This is a genomic window from Neorhizobium fuzhouense (assembly GCF_042611105.1).
GTDB classification, from domain to species: domain Bacteria; phylum Pseudomonadota; class Alphaproteobacteria; order Rhizobiales; family Rhizobiaceae; genus Neorhizobium; species Neorhizobium galegae_A.
The window spans coordinates 1-15,337 of sequence record NZ_JBHFFP010000006.1 but is presented as its reverse complement, the minus strand read 5'-3'; the positions used below and the strand labels follow the sequence as shown (position 1 = coordinate 15,337).

Sequence of the window (15,337 nt, the reverse complement as noted above, 5' to 3'; positions counted from 1 at the left end):
ATGAAGCCGAACGGCCATGCACCATGGTGGCCGGACAGGCGGTAGCCGGGGGATTTCATGAGTACATCAATGCTCCTTCTGACGACGGCGGTGATAGCCATTCTGGGCTATCTGGCCGGGACGCGGCGGGCACTTGCCCTGTCGGGCGGCCGGTCGTCCACCATGCATTCGCGCCCGGGCTATTACGGCTCCTTCGTCGCCGTCTGGACCGCGCTTCCTGCCCTTCTGGTGCTTGCCGCCTGGCTGATCATTTCGCCAGCGGTCATCAACAATGTCGTGCGCAGTGATTTCCCCGCAGAGGCGCTTGCCCAGTCTTCGGCAACCCAGAGCCTCAACTTCGGCATGATCGAAGGCATCGCCCGCGGCCTCAATGCGCTCTCGCCCGACGAGACGGCGCAGGCCGAGCGCAATCCCGGCGACCTTCGCGCCCTGATGGGCGGCCGCGGTGTCGCGATTGCCGGCGATCCGGAACCCTATATGGTCAAGGCCGCCATCGACCTTAACCGCATGCGCATGCTCAATTCCTGGGGCTCGGCGGTCGGCGTCCTCATCGTCGCGGTGCTCGGCGCCCTCATTTCCTACCGGCTGATCGCGCCGCGGTTTCGCGCCCGCAACCGGGTCGAACATGTCATTCTCGGCAGCCTGATCGTTGCCTCCTCGATTGCCATCCTGACCACCGTCGGCATCGTCGCCTCGATGCTGACGGAAGCGACCCAGTTCTTCCATGCGATCCCCGCCTGGGAATTCTTCTTCGGCACAGTCTGGGATCCGCGCTTTGCGGCAGCCGGTTCCGGCGGCTCGGAAGGCCAGTTCGGTCTCGTTCCGCTTCTGCTCGGCACGCTCTATATCGGCTTCGTCGCCATGCTGTTTGCCGTGCCGGTCGGCCTCTTCTCGGCCATCTACATGGCCGAATATGCCTCGCCGCGCCTGCGCTCGGTGGTGAAGCCGCTTCTGGAAGTGCTGGCCGGCATCCCGACCATCGTCTACGGCTTCTTTGCGCTGACCACCGTCGGGCCGTTCCTGCGCGATATCTCGGCGCAGATCGCGGGCCTCACGACCGGCAACTATACGAGCTTCATCCAGGCACAGAGCGTTCTGACGGCCGGCTTCGTGATGGGCATCATGCTGATCCCTTACGTCTCCTCGCTGTCGGACGACATCATCACGGCGGTGCCCCGCGCCATGCGGGACGGCTCGCTCGGCCTTGGCGCGACGCGATCCGAAACGGTCAAGCGCGTCATCCTGCCGGCAGCACTTCCCGGCATTGTCGGCGCCATCCTGATGACGGCCTCGCGCGCCATCGGCGAAACCATGATCGTGGTTCTGGCCGCCGGCGTTGCCGCCCGCATGCAGATCAACCCGTTCGAGCCGATGACCACGGTGACGGTAAAAATCGTCAACCAGCTGACGGGTGACCTCGAGTTCACCTCGCCGCAGACGCTGGTTGCCTTTGCGCTCGGCATTACGCTCTTTGCCATCACGCTTTGCCTGAACATCTACGCGCTCTACATCGTGCGCAAATACCGGGAGCAGTACGAATGAGCCAGGTCATCACGCCTTCGGCCGCACCGGCCGCCGCTCTTGGCCGCCCGCGCCGCGATATCGGGATCAAGCGCCGCTATGCTGCCGAACGTCGTTTCCGCGCCTATGGCATTGCCGCGATCCTGTTCGGCCTCGTCTTCCTGTTCATCCTTCTTTGGTCGGTCGTCTCCAAAGGCTATACGGCCTTTCAGCAGACGATGATCACGGTGCCGGTCGAGTTTTCCGAGCAGCTGATCGATCCTAAGAATGAGCGGGCAAGCAATCCGCAGAAGCTTTTGACCGCCAATTATCCGGTCCTCGCCCGCACTGCGGTGGCCAAGGTTCTGGGCGTTGCCGAAACCGACCGCACCGCCATGCGCGATGTGGGCCTGATGCTGTCTGACAGCGTGCGCTCGCAGCTGCGTGACCTCGTCGTTGCCGATCCCTCGATCATCGGCAAGACGCAGACGGTCCAACTGCTCGCCTCGGGCGATACGGACTCGGCCTTCAAGGGGCAGATCAACCTGTCGGTCACCGAAAACAACCGCAAGGTTTCCGACCGCCAGGTCGGCTGGATGAACCAGATGGCTGAAAGCGGCGTTCTGGCCAAGCATTTCAACACCGGGATCTTCTTCAACGGTGCTTCCAGCCGTCCGGAAGCAGCCGGTGTCGGCGTGGCCCTGATTGGCTCCTTCTACATGATGCTGATCGTGCTGGTGTTGGCGCTGCCCATTGGTGTCGCCGCGTCGATCTATCTGGAAGAGTTTGCCCCGAAGAACCGTTTCACGGACCTGATCGAGGTCAACATCAACAATCTGGCCGCCGTGCCCTCGATCGTCTACGGCCTGCTCGGGCTTGCCGTCTTCATCAACTTCATGGGCCTGCCGCGCTCGGCCTCGCTGATCGGCGGCCTGGTGCTGACGCTGATGACCCTGCCGACGATCATCATTGCCACGCGTGCGGCGCTGAAGGCTGTGCCGCCGTCGATCCGCGCCGCAGCGCTCGGGCTCGGCGCCTCCAAGATGCAGACGATCTTCCACCACGTCCTGCCGCTTGCCATGCCCGGCATTCTCACCGGCACCATTATCGGTCTTGCCCATGCGCTGGGCGAAACCGCACCGCTTCTTCTCATTGGCATGGTCGCCTTCGTCGCCAATTACCCGACGACGCCGCTCGACCCGTCGACGGCCTTGCCGGTGCAGATCTACATGTGGGCAAACGAGGCGGAGCGCGCCTTTGTCGAGCGCACCTCCGGAGCAATCATCATCCTGCTCCTGTTCCTCATTGTCATGAATGTCGGCGCGATCCTCTTGCGTCGTCGCTTCGAACGGCGTTGGTAGAAGGATACGGCCAATGAACATGATGTCGGAAGCAGCAGTTGAAAAGGCTCTGGATCAGAAAATGAATGACGTTTCCTACAAGATGGTGGGCAAGGACGTTTCCGTCTATTACGGCGAGAAGCGGGCCCTCTTCGACGTAAATCTCAATGTCCGCGAAAATACGGTGACGGCGCTGATCGGCCCTTCGGGCTGCGGCAAGTCCACCTTCCTGCGTTGCCTCAACCGCATGAACGATACGATCGAAAGCTGCCGCGTCACCGGCCGCATCACGCTCGATACCGACGATATCTACGATCCGTCGATCGACGTGGTGGAACTGCGCGCCCGCGTCGGCATGGTGTTCCAGAAGCCGAACCCGTTCCCGAAGTCGATCTACGAAAACATCGCCTACGGTCCGCGTATCCACGGTCTTGCCCGCAACAAGGCGGACATGGATCAGATCGTCGAGGCAAGCCTGCAGCGCGCCGGTCTCTGGAACGAAGCAAAGGACCGCCTGCACGAATCCGGCACCGGCCTCTCGGGCGGCCAGCAGCAGCGCCTGTGCATTGCCCGCGCCATTGCCGTGTCGCCGGAAGTCATCCTGATGGACGAGCCCTGCTCGGCGCTCGATCCGATCGCGACCGCGAAAGTGGAAGAGCTGATCCACGAGCTGCGCAGCAATTACACCATCGTCATCGTGACCCACTCGATGCAGCAGGCGGCCCGCGTCTCGCAGCGCACCGCCATGTTCCACCTCGGCCAGCTGGTCGAGGAGAACGACACCGACAAGATGTTCACCAACCCGGATGATCAGCGCACGCAGGACTACATCATGGGTCGCTTCGGCTGATTGCCGCCGCCGATCCCTGCCTGCCGCCTTGTGCTGACACCCCTATCCGAGGACGCCAAAATGCCTTCGCACATCCTTTCGGCCTATGACGAAGACCTGAAATACCTCAACCGCCGCATTTCCGAAATGGGCGGCCTTGCCGAGCAGATGTGCGGCGATGCCGTGCGCGCGCTCGTCAATTCCGATGGCGCGCTTGCCCAGAAGGTCATCTCCGACGACGTGATCCTCGATCACGCCGAGCGCGAGATCCAGGAAAAGGCGATCGTGACGATTGCCAAGCGCCAGCCGATGGCGGCGGATCTGCGCGAAATCATCGGCACGCTGCGCATTGCAGCCGATCTCGAGCGCGTCGGCGATCTGGGCAAGAACACCGCCAAGCGCGTCATTGCCGTGCAGGGCACCGGCGTTCCGCGCAAGCTTGCCCGTGGCCTCGAGCATCTGTCCGAGCTGGCGCTCGTGCAGCTGAAGGAAGTGCTCGATGTGTTCTCCAGCCGCTCGGTGCAGAAGGCGGAAGCCATCCGCCAGCGCGACGAGGAAATCGATGCCATGTACACCTCGCTGTTCCGCGAGCTGCTGACCTACATGATGGAAGACCCGCGCAACATCACGTCGTGCACGCATCTCCTGTTCTGCGCCAAGAACATCGAGCGCATCGGCGACCATGCCACCAACATCGCCGAGACGATCTATTACATTGCAACCGGTGCCCAGCCGGAAGGCGAGCGCCCCAAGGATGATACGTCCAACACGCTTGGTGCCGTGGCCGAGTAAGGCCATACTGACGGAGTGCCTGAACCATGCTGCCCAAAATTGCGGTTGTGGAGGACGAGGAAGCTCTCAGCGTCCTCCTGCGCTATAATCTCGAGGCCGAAGGCTACGAGGTCGAGACCATCCTGCGCGGCGACGAGGCGGAAATCCGCCTGCAGGAGCGGTTGCCGGATCTCTTGATCCTCGACTGGATGCTGCCGGGCGTCTCCGGCATCGAGCTTTGCCGGCGCCTGCGCATGCGTCCGGATACCGAACGCCTGCCGATCATCATGCTGACGGCACGCGGCGAGGAAAGCGAGCGTGTGCGCGGTCTGGCGACCGGTGCCGACGACTATGTGGTAAAGCCCTTCTCGACGCCGGAACTGATGGCGCGTGTGAAAGCCATGCTGCGCCGCGCCCGGCCGGAGGTTCTGTCGAGCGTGCTGCGCTGCGGCGATATCGAACTCGACCGCGAAACGCATCGCGTTCACCGCAAGAGCCGCGAAGTGCGGCTTGGGCCCACCGAGTTTCGCCTGCTGGAATTCCTGATGACATCGCCCGGCCGCGTCTATTCGCGCTCGCAGCTTCTCGATGGCGTCTGGGGTCACGATATCTACGTGGACGAGCGCACCGTCGACGTGCATGTCGGGCGCCTGCGCAAGGCGCTCAACTTTTCCAACATGCAGGATGTGATCCGCACCGTGCGCGGCGCCGGCTATTCGATGGAAGCCTGAGGCGGTCCCCGCACGCCGGTTTTGCCAGACCCAAAACGTTCAACGCCCGGTGGCCCTGCTGCCGGGCGTTTGTCTTGTCCCCAGTCACCGGTCACTGCCGAGCGCGCAAAAAAAACGGGCGCGGGGCCCGTTTTTCGTTCGCATCGGCTGACGATCCCTTAAGGATCAGGCGCGGGCAGCGGCCGAGATGTTGGCGGCCTTGCGACGCTCGTTCACCGGCTGGTAGGCAAGCCGCGCGTGATACTTGCAATAGGGCGAGGTATCGGCAGATTCCGAACCGCAGAAGTGGAAATCGTCCTTCAGCGGGTCGCCCATCGGCCACTTGCAGGTGCGCTCGGTGAGATCCGTCAGCGACAGCTTGCGCGACATCGGCACGACGACATTGCTCGGTGCCTTGAATTCTGCCGGTTCGGCGGCTTCGGCCTCGACCTCTTCCGTCACCAGCGTGGCGCCGAGCGGACGGGTAACGGTGCGGGTGGGGGCGCCGGCCGGGGTGCGGGCGGCAAAGTTTGGTGCGCGCGGCGCCGACGTGGTGCGCTTGGCGGGCGCGGTGCGCGCCGTTGCCTGCGTGCCGCCGGCCTTTGCGCGGCCCGGCAGGTTGAGGCGATGCACCTTGCCGATCACGGCGTTGCGGCTGACGCCGCCCAGCTGTGTGGCGATCTGGCTTGCGCTCAGGCCTTCGGCCCAAAGCCGCTTTAGTCTCTCGACGCGCTCGTCCGTCCAGTTCATGCTGTCTCTCCGCCTTAGAGCATCTGTGCGAGACAGAATCGTTCACCCTCCGGCGGGAGGATTTCCTGCCGGACATACCATATCTATACGTTTGGTGACTAGTTCCGCCGCATGCAGTCTAGTAATTGATCTTTAACCTATCGGCCCGGGGACTCGCTGACAAGAGTCGGTGGAATCGCCGCGAATCGATTTCCGGGTTTTCCCCAACTTGCTTTTAAGGCGAGTCTTTTTTGTCACAGCGCGAAAGCCTGGCGCAAGCCAGCCTCACGCAGCGGAAATCCCCCGGAATTCAAGCGATTTGTTGACAGTTGATCCTGAAATGCAGATAGTGCGCCTGCCGCCGCTCAAGGCGGCATTTTTGATTTCTGGTTTGCGTTCGGGCAGCCCGCGGGCGCTTGGACGGATGATTGCCCAAGGAGTGATGTCGCCATGGCTGAAGCCGCGCTTTTCGACACCTTTGCACGGGCCCCGCTGCGTTTTACGCGTGGCGAGGGGGTCTGGCTCGTGACGGAAACGGGCGAGCGATATCTCGATTTCGGTGCGGGCGTCGCCGTCACCTCCTGCGGCCATTCCAACCCGCATCTGGTCCAGGCCCTGAAGGATCAGGCCGAAAAGGTCTGGCACCTGTCCAACCTCTACGAGATCCCCGATCAGGAGCGGCTGGCCCGTCGTCTGGTCGAGGCGACCTTTGCCGATAAGGTGTTCTTCACCAATTCGGGCGCGGAAGCGCTGGAATGCGCCATCAAGACCGCCCGCCGCTACCATTTTTCCAAGGGTCACCCGGAAAAATTCCACATCATCACCTTCGAAGGCGCCTTCCATGGCCGCACGATCGCGACGATCGCCGCCGGCGGCCAGGAAAAATACATGGAGGGCTTCGGCCCGAAGGCGCAAGGCTTTGACCAGGTTCCCTTCGGCGATCTCGAGGCGCTGAAGGCCGCCATCACGGAAAACACCGCAGCCCTGCTGATCGAGCCGATCCAGGGCGAGGGCGGTATCCGCGTCGTCGCCAAGGAATTCCTGCGCGAGCTGCGCCAGATCTGCGATGACCGCGGCATTCTCCTGATGTTCGATGAAGTGCAGTCCGGCGTTGGCCGTACCGGAAAATTCTTCGCCTATGAGGCAACCGGCATCGCGCCCGATATCATGGCCGTTGCCAAGGGCATCGGCGGCGGCTTTCCTTTCGGGGCCTGCCTTGCAACCGCCGAGGCAGCGTCCGGCATGAAGCCCGGCATCCACGGCACGACCTATGGCGGCAATCCGCTCGCCATGGCCGTCGGCAATGCCGTGCTTGACGTCGTGCTTGCTGATGGCTTTCTGGAAAACGTGCGTGACGTGGCGCTCGTCTTCCGTCAGGGCCTTGCTTCGCTAAAAGACCGTTTTCCCGATGTGATCGAGGAGATCCGCGGCGAAGGCCTGATGCTCGGCATCAAGGCGCGCGTGCCGGCCGGCGATCTGGCGCTTGCCATGCGGGAGGAGCATCTGCTCGGCGTTCCCGCCGGGGATAACGTCATCCGCCTGCTGCCGCCTCTGGTGGTCACGGCGGATGAGGCCCGCGAGGGTCTGGCGCGCATCGAACGGGCTGCCGAAAAGCTCAGCCGCGAACAGTTGAAGAAAACGGCCTGACGGGCTCTTTCGTAACGCAAGGGCCGCCGGACGGCGCCCCGATGGATTGGACCATGGCATCACCTAAGCATTTTCTCGATCTCTCGGCGGTTTCGTCCGGGGAACTGCGCAGCATTCTCGACGACGCCCGCACCCGCAAGCAGGCCACCAAGGCCGGCACGGCGGACAAGCCGCTCGCCGGCAAGATGCTGGCGATGATCTTCGAAAAGCCGTCGACGCGCACCCGCGTATCCTTCGATGTCGGCATGCGCCAGCTCGGCGGCGAGACGCTGTTTCTCTCCGGCACCGAAATGCAGCTCGGCCGCGCCGAAACTATTGGCGACACGGCCAAGGTCCTGTCGCGCTATGTCGATGCCATCATGATCCGCACCACCGATCACAAGCGCCTGCTGGAGCTTGCCGAACATGCGACAGTGCCCGTCATCAACGGCCTGACCGACGAGACGCATCCCTGCCAGATCATGGCGGACCTCCTTACCTTCGAGGAGCATCGTGGACCGGTGGCGGGAAAGACCTTTGCCTGGACCGGCGACGGCAACAACGTGCTGCATTCCTTCGTCGAGGGCGCTGCCCGCTTCGGCTACCGCATGAACATGGCCGTGCCGCTCGGGTCGGAGCCCTCCGACAAATATCTCAACTGGGCGCGCAACAATGGCGGCGACGTCAAGCTGTTCCATGATGCCGAGCGGGCCGTCGAAGGCGTCGACATGGTCGTCACCGATACCTGGGTCTCGATGAACCAGGAGCACAAGGCGCGCGGCCACAATGTCTTCCAGCCCTTCCAGGTCAACAGCCAGCTGATGCAGCGGGCGGGTGCCGATGCGCTGTTCATGCACTGCCTGCCGGCCCATCGCGGCGAGGAAGTCACCGACGAGGTGATCGACGGCCCGCAGTCGGTGGTCTTCGACGAGGCGGAAAACCGCCTGCATGCGCAGAAGTCGATCCTGGCCTGGTGCTTTGGCGCCGTCTAGGCGTGTTGGGCGCCCGGCTTGATTTAGCGGCCGGGCCACCCCATCTGTCGGCTTTCCAATTGCGCCCTTAACCCTGCCGGTTCGGGCGTTTCAAGACATATCGTCGGCCTCTTTGCCCGGTCAGCGGTTCCGCTCGGCCGCCTTTTGTGCGAAATGGGTGCTCCGGCGTGAAGGAGTAAGTCATGGCAGAAGCTGTAGTGGACCTGAGTGAACTTGATCTGGCGGGCGATGACCGCGTCATCCCGTTCCAGGTCGAGGGACTGGATGTGCGCGGCCGTGCCGTGCAGCTCGGGCCGCTTTTGAATACCATTCTGGGTCGTCACGACTATCCGGCGCCGGTTGCGCGCCTGCTGGCCGAAGCCATCGTTCTGACGGCGCTGATCGGCACCTCCCTGAAGTTCGAAGGGCGGTTCACCGTTCAGACCAAGGGGAACGGTCCGGTCGACCTGCTGGTGGCGGATTTTTCGAGCCCGGAAAGCATGCGCGCCTATGCCCGTTTCGACGAGGAGGCGCTTGCGGCTGCGGTCAAGGCCGGGCGCGTTTCGCCGCCGGAGCTTCTGGGCGAGGGGTTTCTCGCCTTCACCATCGACCAGGGCCATGGCATGACCCCGTATCAGGGCATCGTGCCGCTCGATGGCTCCTCGCTTGAGGAAATCGCCGGCGTCTATTTCCGCCAGTCGGAACAGATCCCGACCAAGGTGCGCCTCGGCGTGGCCGAACTGATCGACCGGGATGAAGCGGGAAAGCCGCGCCACAACTGGCGCGCCGGCGGCGTGCTGGCGCAGTTTCTGCCGCAGGCGCCCGAGCGCATGCGGCAGCAGGACCTGCATGGCGGTGACGGGGATGAGCGCGAGCTCGACCATGTCTCCGACGATGCCTGGACGGAAGCCAGCACGCTGGTGCAGACGGTGGATACCGACGAACTGACGGATCCGCTGGTCGGGATCGAGCGGTTGCTGTTTCGCCTCTTCCATGAGCGCGGCGTGCGCATTTTCGAACCGCAGGCGGTTCTCGACCGGTGCAGCTGCTCGCGCGACAAGATCAAGGGCGTGCTGGCCGGCTTTACCGCCGAGGAAATCACCGCCAGCATCGAAGAGGGCGAAATCGCGGTCACCTGCGAATTCTGCTCGACAACCTACCGCTACGATCCGTCGGAATTCGAGCCGGCCTGATCAAACCTTGCGCGGGACGTCAGTTCAGAACCCGCGCAAGCCCCGGGCTATCCAGCGAGAAGGCGGGGATGTCGACGGTAAAGATCTCGCCTTCGTCGGTTTCCATCTGGTAATGGCCGAACATCAGGCCTGATGGCGTATCGAGCGGGCAGCCCGACGAATATTCATAGGTATCGCCCGGCTTCAGCCGCGGCTGCTCGCCGACGACGCCCGGTCCCTCCACTTCGTCCACAAGGCCGTTCTGGTCGGTAATGTGCCAGTAGCGGTGAATGAGGCGGACGGTGAGATCCGAGTGATTGGCGATGACGATGCGGTAGCCCCAGACATAGCGGCTGTCGTCCGGATCGGATTGCTCCTCCAGATAATAGGGTTCCACCTCGACTTCGATATCCTTCGTCCGGGCCCGGTACATGCGCGATACCTTTACTCTGTACACAGAGGGATATCGTACAGGATGGGCGCAAGGTCAAGAAATGCGCCCATCGGGACAGTCACGAACTGTCAATTAACCGCGTTCAACTGCGTGCTTTGCAGATGTCTCAGGGATTTTCAGGCGGAGACGGTCGCAAGCGCCCGCGTCAGATCGTCCATCAGGTCGTCGGTGTCTTCGATGCCGCAGGAGAGGCGCAGCGTGCCGCCGGAAATGCCAAGCTCGGCGCGGGCCTCGTCGGTGAGGTTCTTGTGCGTCGTCGTCGCCGGATGGGTGATCAGGCTCTTGGAATCGCCGAGATTGTTGGAAATCTTGATGACCTCCAGCGCGTCCTGCACGGCAAAGGCGGCTTCCTTGCCACCCTTCAGCTCGATGCAGATCAGCGTCGAGCCGCCGGTCATCTGCTTGGCGATGATGTCGGCCTGCGGATGGTCCTTGCGGCCGGGATAGATGACCTTTGCCACCTTCTGCTCACCGGCCAGGAAATCGGCGATGCGGGCCGCACTTTCCGTCTGCTGGCGCACGCGAAGCGGCAGCGTCTCCAGCCCCTTCAGCAGCGTCCAGGCATTGAACGGCGACATGGCCGGGCCGGTGTGGCGGAAATAGTCGTGCAGGTTCTCGTCGATCCACTGCTTGTCGGAGAGGATCACGCCGCCGAGGCAGCGACCCTGGCCGTCGATATGCTTCGTCGCGGAGTAGACGACGATATGCGCACCCAGTTCCAGCGGCTTCTGGAAGAGCGGGGTGGCAAACACATTGTCGACCACCACCTTGGCGCCGATCTGGTTGGCGAGCTTGGCAACGCCTGCGATATCGACCACTTCCAGCGTCGGGTTGGTCGGGCTTTCAAGGAACATCACCTTGGTGTTGGGGCGGATCGCGGCTTCCCAGTTGGCAAGGTCGCGTCCATCGACCAGCGTACACTCGACGCCATATTTCGGCGCCAGCGTCTCGACGATGTAGCGGCAGGAGCCGAAGAGCGCGCGTGCAGCGACGATATGGTCGCCGGCCTTCACCTGGCACAGGATTGCCGCAGCAACCGCTGCCATGCCGGATGCCGTGGCGCGCGCGTCTTCAGCGCCTTCCAGCGCGATCATGCGCTTTTCGAACATGTCATTGGTGGGGCTGCCGTAGCGGGCGTAGATGAAACCGTCCGTCTCGCCCTTGAAGCGGGCTTCGGCGGCGGCGGAATTCTCGTAGACGAACCCTTGCGTCAGGTAGATCGCTTCGGACGTTTCGCCATACTGCGAGCGCAGCGTGCCTTCGTGAACCAATCGGGTTGCGGGGCGCCAGGTCTTGCTCATGCGTGTCACCTTCGTAACAAAAAAACCGGTCGCATATGCAGACCGGTTTCGCACCCGGTCTTTTTAGCCACTTATTTAACGTGGCTGCAAGCCGACCGGCCAAATCACCACGGGATAAGCCTGCCTTACGCCTCTCTGGAGCTTGCGTCAATTGCCCGCTTTTGCTTTTGTCCGACGATTGAAGGATAGGGTTTATGACACGTACATCAGGCATTCTGGCGGACAGCGCCATCGGCGCCCTTTTCGAGGCCGGCCGGCTGAAAAGCACGGCGCCGCTGGATGGTGACCAGATCCAGCCGGCAAGCCTTGACCTGCGCCTCGGCTCCAAGGCGCTGCGCGTGCGCGCAAGTTTCATGCCCGGCCCCAACCACACGGTGGCCGACAAGATCGAGCGGCTGACGCTGCACGAGATCGATCTTGAAAACGGCGCCGTGCTGGAAACCGGCTGCGTCTATATTGTGCCGCTGATGGAAAGCCTTGACCTTCCGGCCGATCTTTCGGCCTCCACCAATCCGAAAAGCTCGACCGGCCGTCTCGACATCTTTACCCGCGTGATGGTGGACCGCGCGCAGGAATTCGACAAGATCCCGGCCGGCTATACCGGACCCCTCTATCTCGAAATCTCCCCGCGCACCTTTCCCGTCATCGTACGGCGCGGCTCGCGCCTTTCGCAGATCCGCTTCCGCACCGGCCACGCGCTTCTGACCGAGCCGGAAGTTCTGGCACTGCATGAGGCGGAAACGCTGGTGGCGAGCGAAACCCCGAACGTATCCGGCGGCGGTATCGCGCTCTCCATCGATCTGAAGGGCACAGGCCCTGACGGCCTGATCGGCTACCGCGGCAAGCACCACACCTCGGTCATCGATGTCGACCAGAAGAGCGCCCATGACGTGCTCGATTTCTGGGAACCGCTCTACAGCCGCGGCCGCGACGAACTGATCCTCGACCCGGACGAGTTCTACATCCTCGTGTCGCGCGAGGCCGTCCATGTGCCGCCGCTCTATGCGGCCGAAATGACGCCCTATGATCCGCTGGTGGGCGAATTCCGCGTGCATTATGCCGGCTTCTTCGATCCGGGCTTCGGCCATGCCGCCGTTGGCGGGGCGGGCGCGCGGGCCGTTCTGGAAGTCAGAAGCCACGAAGTGCCCTTCATCCTCGAGCACGGCCAGATCGTCGGCCGCCTCGTCTACGAACACATGCTGGAGCGCCCGCAAGGCCTCTACGGCTCGGGCCTCGGCTCCAACTACCAGGCGCAGGGGCTGAAACTGTCCAAGCATTTCCGCAGCTGACGGCGGCTTGCTTTTTTCACGCTTTTGTCTTGAACGGCAAAGCCGCTTGATGCTAGAGCTTGGCCGCTCAAGCCTAAAGAGTGGGCGGGTGTAGCTCAATGGTAGAGCAGCAGCTTCCCAAGCTGAATACGAGGGTTCGATTCCCTTCACCCGCTCCAGCCTGCTCCACAAGGGTTTCAGGCGTTTTCCACCGACGAGAACAAAATGAAGTTTTACAGGCAGTTTTGTCGATCAGTTGTTCTTGTCTCGTTCTATCGGCACAACGTTTTCCATGTCGCGCAGCCAGCGCCACTCTTTGAAATCGAGCATGGGGTTGCTAGACGCAGACGAAATGAAATCGAGCAAGATGCTGCTTTCATCGAACCACTCTCCTTTTGCGCGACTGCCTTTAAACCAATCGTGCATATATGCCTCGATCTTTCTGTCTCCCGGTATCACTGCCGCCAACTGATAAGTTTCAGGTGATCCCGTGAACAGTGATAGCATCCGAGCAAGAGGAGATGCGGCGAAACCGATCTTTATACGCTTTGCCTTTAGCGCCCTAACAAAGTACACGCCGCCACCCAATCTCGCGGCGGCTATAGCGGCTTCCCTTACCGCTTCAGACATTTCAAGATTTTCTTCCATGTAGTCTGACGCTCTGGCCGGCATCGCCTCGTTTAACTGCCTGATGGCCTCACGGGTTGCGGATCCGCGGCTGACGTAACGGCGGATGATCTTCTCCACCTGGTCTTCTTCCCACGCCATGATTTCGGCAATCACCCGGATCGAGAGGCCGGCGATGTAAAACTTCGTGGCGGCTGTTCCGCGCAGGTCGTGGAAGTGTAAATCGCGCTCCTGCATTTTGGCTTGCACCTTTGCCGTCCAGAAGGAGCTGGCAAGGCCGTCCTGCGTCCATGGGCGCTTGCGGCTGTTGGTGAGGATGACGGGCGAGCGTTTCGGAATACGATCCAACAGTTCGTTTAGCGCGTCATAGCGCGGGATCACCGCTTCCTTGCGATGGCGGCTTTTGCCGGTGGTGATGATGATTGCATCCTGGCCGACATGGGACCAGCAGAGGCGCACCATGTCTCCGACGCGCAAGCCGGTGTGTGCGGCGAGATCGACCGCGAAGCCGACTTCTTCAGATGCCGCCGCCTTCAGCTGGGCGATATCATCGGGCGTCCAGATGATTTCGGCGCGGGAGGCGCTGTAAAGGTGCTTGATGCCTTCGCAAGGGTTTGAGGCAATCTTGCCCATTGGATCGACCGCGTGGGCAAGGATGCGTGAAAGCACCTGCAGCGCGAAGTCTGCGGAGCGTGGTGTTTCGGAAAATTCCGACCTCCAGCGAATGATGGCGGGCCGGATCTTCTCCGGCCGGTTGAACTGGGCGATGCTCAAATCACCAAAGCGCAGCGATACCTTATCAAGCCATGGCGCCCACACGCGGCGTGTCGATGCTGCCAGTTTTGGAAATTCATGGGTTTTGTAGTGGGTGACGACCGCGCGAAACTTGCTGTCATCCGGCGTCTGCCGATCGGCGATCGCCTGGTTATAGGATTTCATGAACTCGATCGAGCCGGGTAGTCCTTTCAGTGCTGGACCGCCGCGCCACGCATAATAGTAGACGCGGCCTTTGGCCTTTACCGTGTGGATGCCCTTAAGCTCGATTTCCATGGCGCTCTTCGTGTTCCCTCAGTTCGCGGTCTAGTTCGTCTTCGTCCGCGCGGTTCGGCGCGGTAAAGTGCCATCTTGTGCCACCATCTGGCAATGTGTCCATTGCAACTGGCGTAAGGCCGGCCGCTTTGAGGGCTGCGATCGTCGTGGTGATGTCGGTTGATCTGATGACGGCGCGGCGTCCCATCACGAATCCTCCCTCGGTTCGGAGCATTGTTTTTCCGCCTCTCCGAATTCAACCAGCCACCGATCAGGCCAGTCAGTGCCATGCATGGATTGGCCGTAGTAGGTAAATTTTCGCCTCCACTGACCGCGTTGCGGGCATGTGTCGCGAAGAAATTTGCAGGTGGTGGGAAGCTGGAAATTTTCCCCAGCTTCAAGGCTTCTCAGACGATCCACAACGGCAGTAGATCTTGCGTGCAGCGCGGTCTGAATGCTCGCGCTCTTCAGGACAAGGCTTGTGCTCATTTCTGCGCCCGCTCCCTCGTCTGGGGCGATGGGGCGTCGAGATAGCGAAGCTCCCAAGTCGGATGGTAGATCAGGGCGTCCTTGTCGCCATCCAGCCGGATGCGGATACGGGGGCCGACTGAGGCGGTAATTGTGCCGAGGCGCGGACCTGACTTGTCGCCTGTATATTCCACGCGACCGCCGCGCTTTGCCGGAACGCCGTAGTTCTTTCTGACCCACTCCATGCTCATGGCTTGCCCTCCGTGGTGGCGAGGGCGGCGCGGATCGGCTCAAGGTCATATTCGTCAACGCCGATGCGTTCGCACTGCTCGATCGTGAGGCCGGCTGCATCCCACCATTCGCGGGCGATGGTCGGTTCGTCACGGTCACGGATGAGAAAAGCAACGGAAATGGCAATGCCAAATGAAATCCCCGCGTCCCGGGCCTCTGCCTTTCCATCCACATTCGATGGGGGAGTTTGGTTGAGCGCGGCAAAGGCTGCCCGCCTGCATGGGCCGCCGTAAGTCTCGGCATGGCATGGT

14 protein-coding genes, 1 tRNA gene, 1 pseudogene and 1 riboswitch are annotated in these 15,337 nt (G+C 62.0%); of the genes and pseudogenes, 10 read left to right on the top strand and 6 right to left on the bottom strand.

Features of this window, described 5'->3' with window-relative positions:
• Window positions 1–57: 57 nt before the first annotated feature.
• Genes pstC through phoB form a run of 5 tightly spaced genes read left to right on the top strand, consistent with a single transcriptional unit; the run spans window position 58 to window position 5,171 of the window.
• Window positions 58–1,542, top strand: a complete 1,485-nt coding sequence (gene pstC, locus ACEXP3_RS12215; RefSeq protein ID WP_377297504.1) for a phosphate ABC transporter permease subunit PstC — start codon at window positions 58–60, stop codon at window positions 1,540–1,542.
• The gene (pstA, locus tag ACEXP3_RS12210; protein WP_377297503.1) at window positions 1,539–2,861 is read left to right on the top strand and encodes a phosphate ABC transporter permease PstA; all 1,323 of its coding nucleotides are present in this window, start codon (window positions 1,539–1,541) and stop codon (window positions 2,859–2,861) included. The genes pstC and pstA overlap by 4 nt, the downstream gene beginning before the upstream one ends.
• 13 nt (window positions 2,862–2,874) lie before the next feature.
• Window positions 2,875–3,690 (top strand): phosphate ABC transporter ATP-binding protein PstB, encoded by an 816-nt coding sequence (pstB, locus tag ACEXP3_RS12205; RefSeq protein ID WP_377297502.1) that lies wholly within the window; start codon window positions 2,875–2,877, stop codon window positions 3,688–3,690.
• 60 nt (window positions 3,691–3,750) lie between these two features.
• Window positions 3,751–4,461, top strand: coding sequence for a phosphate signaling complex protein PhoU (gene phoU, locus ACEXP3_RS12200; RefSeq protein WP_210103662.1), 711 nt, complete (start codon window positions 3,751–3,753; stop codon window positions 4,459–4,461).
• A gap of 26 nt (window positions 4,462–4,487) precedes the next feature.
• Window positions 4,488–5,171: a phosphate regulon transcriptional regulator PhoB gene (phoB, locus tag ACEXP3_RS12195; protein ID WP_210103661.1), complete on the top strand. Its 684-nt coding sequence runs from the start codon at window positions 4,488–4,490 to the stop codon at window positions 5,169–5,171.
• A gap of 165 nt (window positions 5,172–5,336) precedes the next feature.
• On the opposite strand, the gene ACEXP3_RS12190 is transcribed toward phoB, so the two are convergent.
• Complete coding sequence (locus tag ACEXP3_RS12190) at window positions 5,337–5,900, bottom strand: GcrA family cell cycle regulator (RefSeq protein WP_377297501.1); 564 nt, start codon at window positions 5,898–5,900, stop codon at window positions 5,337–5,339.
• Between the two features lie 429 nt (window positions 5,901–6,329).
• On the opposite strand from ACEXP3_RS12190, the gene ACEXP3_RS12185 reads away from it, so the two are divergent.
• The 3 genes from ACEXP3_RS12185 (at window position 6,330) to ACEXP3_RS12175 (ending at window position 9,669) form a co-directional block, all read left to right on the top strand.
• Complete coding sequence (locus ACEXP3_RS12185) at window positions 6,330–7,526, top strand: aspartate aminotransferase family protein (protein ID WP_377297500.1); 1,197 nt, start codon at window positions 6,330–6,332, stop codon at window positions 7,524–7,526.
• Between the two features lie 53 nt (window positions 7,527–7,579).
• A complete protein-coding gene (gene argF, locus ACEXP3_RS12180; RefSeq protein WP_377297499.1) occupies window positions 7,580–8,497 on the top strand; it encodes an ornithine carbamoyltransferase in 918 nt (305 codons plus the stop codon).
• Window positions 8,498–8,679: 182 nt separating this feature from the next.
• On the top strand, window positions 8,680–9,669 hold the full coding sequence (locus ACEXP3_RS12175; protein ID WP_377297497.1) for an Hsp33 family molecular chaperone: 990 nt from the start codon (window positions 8,680–8,682) through the stop codon (window positions 9,667–9,669).
• 19 nt (window positions 9,670–9,688) lie between these two features.
• Here ACEXP3_RS12175 and apaG read toward each other — a convergent pair whose 3' ends face one another.
• Together apaG and ACEXP3_RS12165 are read right to left on the bottom strand one after the other, a co-directional pair.
• A complete protein-coding gene (apaG, locus tag ACEXP3_RS12170; RefSeq protein WP_210103656.1) occupies window positions 9,689–10,081 on the bottom strand; it encodes a Co2+/Mg2+ efflux facilitator ApaG/CorD in 393 nt (130 codons plus the stop codon).
• A gap of 137 nt (window positions 10,082–10,218) precedes the next feature.
• Window positions 10,219–11,403 (bottom strand): O-succinylhomoserine sulfhydrylase, encoded by a 1,185-nt coding sequence (locus tag ACEXP3_RS12165; RefSeq protein ID WP_377297496.1) that lies wholly within the window; start codon window positions 11,401–11,403, stop codon window positions 10,219–10,221.
• 42 nt (window positions 11,404–11,445) lie between these two features.
• Window positions 11,446–11,524, bottom strand: a riboswitch (SAM riboswitch).
• A 73-nt stretch (window positions 11,525–11,597) separates the two neighbouring features.
• On the opposite strand from ACEXP3_RS12165, the gene ACEXP3_RS12160 reads away from it, so the two are divergent.
• Complete coding sequence (locus ACEXP3_RS12160) at window positions 11,598–12,692, top strand: 2'-deoxycytidine 5'-triphosphate deaminase (RefSeq protein ID WP_210103654.1); 1,095 nt, start codon at window positions 11,598–11,600, stop codon at window positions 12,690–12,692.
• A gap of 84 nt (window positions 12,693–12,776) precedes the next feature.
• A tRNA-Gly gene (locus ACEXP3_RS12155) sits at window positions 12,777–12,850 on the top strand.
• 493 nt (window positions 12,851–13,343) lie between these two features.
• Here the strand turns inward: ACEXP3_RS12155 and ACEXP3_RS12145 are convergent.
• The 3 genes and pseudogenes from ACEXP3_RS12145 to ACEXP3_RS12135 form a co-directional block, all read right to left on the bottom strand.
• Window positions 13,344–14,348, bottom strand: a pseudogene (locus ACEXP3_RS12145) (tyrosine-type recombinase/integrase); the annotation flags it as partial.
• A 464-nt stretch (window positions 14,349–14,812) separates the two neighbouring features.
• Window positions 14,813–15,046 (bottom strand): hypothetical protein, encoded by a 234-nt coding sequence (locus ACEXP3_RS12140; RefSeq protein ID WP_377297495.1) that lies wholly within the window; start codon window positions 15,044–15,046, stop codon window positions 14,813–14,815.
• Window positions 15,043–15,337: hypothetical protein (locus tag ACEXP3_RS12135; RefSeq protein WP_377297494.1), on the bottom strand; the 295-nt coding region annotated here is incomplete at its 5' end. The genes ACEXP3_RS12135 and ACEXP3_RS12140, both read right to left, overlap by 4 nt.

Coding starts and splice junctions, on each gene's coding strand:
- ACEXP3_RS12165 (WP_377297496.1), bottom strand. CDS start 11,403: ATGAGCAAGACCTGGCGCCCCGCAACCCGATTGGTTCACGAAGGCACG.
- ACEXP3_RS12185 (WP_377297500.1), top strand. CDS start 6,330: ATGGCTGAAGCCGCGCTTTTCGACACCTTTGCACGGGCCCCGCTGCGT.
- phoB (WP_210103661.1), top strand. CDS start 4,488: ATGCTGCCCAAAATTGCGGTTGTGGAGGACGAGGAAGCTCTCAGCGTC.
- pstB (WP_377297502.1), top strand. CDS start 2,875: ATGAACATGATGTCGGAAGCAGCAGTTGAAAAGGCTCTGGATCAGAAA.
- ACEXP3_RS12160 (WP_210103654.1), top strand. CDS start 11,598: ATGACACGTACATCAGGCATTCTGGCGGACAGCGCCATCGGCGCCCTT.
- ACEXP3_RS12140 (WP_377297495.1), bottom strand. CDS start 15,046: ATGAGCATGGAGTGGGTCAGAAAGAACTACGGCGTTCCGGCAAAGCGC.
- pstA (WP_377297503.1), top strand. CDS start 1,539: ATGAGCCAGGTCATCACGCCTTCGGCCGCACCGGCCGCCGCTCTTGGC.
- argF (WP_377297499.1), top strand. CDS start 7,580: ATGGCATCACCTAAGCATTTTCTCGATCTCTCGGCGGTTTCGTCCGGG.
- pstC (WP_377297504.1), top strand. CDS start 58: ATGAGTACATCAATGCTCCTTCTGACGACGGCGGTGATAGCCATTCTG.
- phoU (WP_210103662.1), top strand. CDS start 3,751: ATGCCTTCGCACATCCTTTCGGCCTATGACGAAGACCTGAAATACCTC.
- ACEXP3_RS12190 (WP_377297501.1), bottom strand. CDS start 5,900: ATGAACTGGACGGACGAGCGCGTCGAGAGACTAAAGCGGCTTTGGGCC.
- apaG (WP_210103656.1), bottom strand. CDS start 10,081: ATGTACCGGGCCCGGACGAAGGATATCGAAGTCGAGGTGGAACCCTAT.
- ACEXP3_RS12175 (WP_377297497.1), top strand. CDS start 8,680: ATGGCAGAAGCTGTAGTGGACCTGAGTGAACTTGATCTGGCGGGCGAT.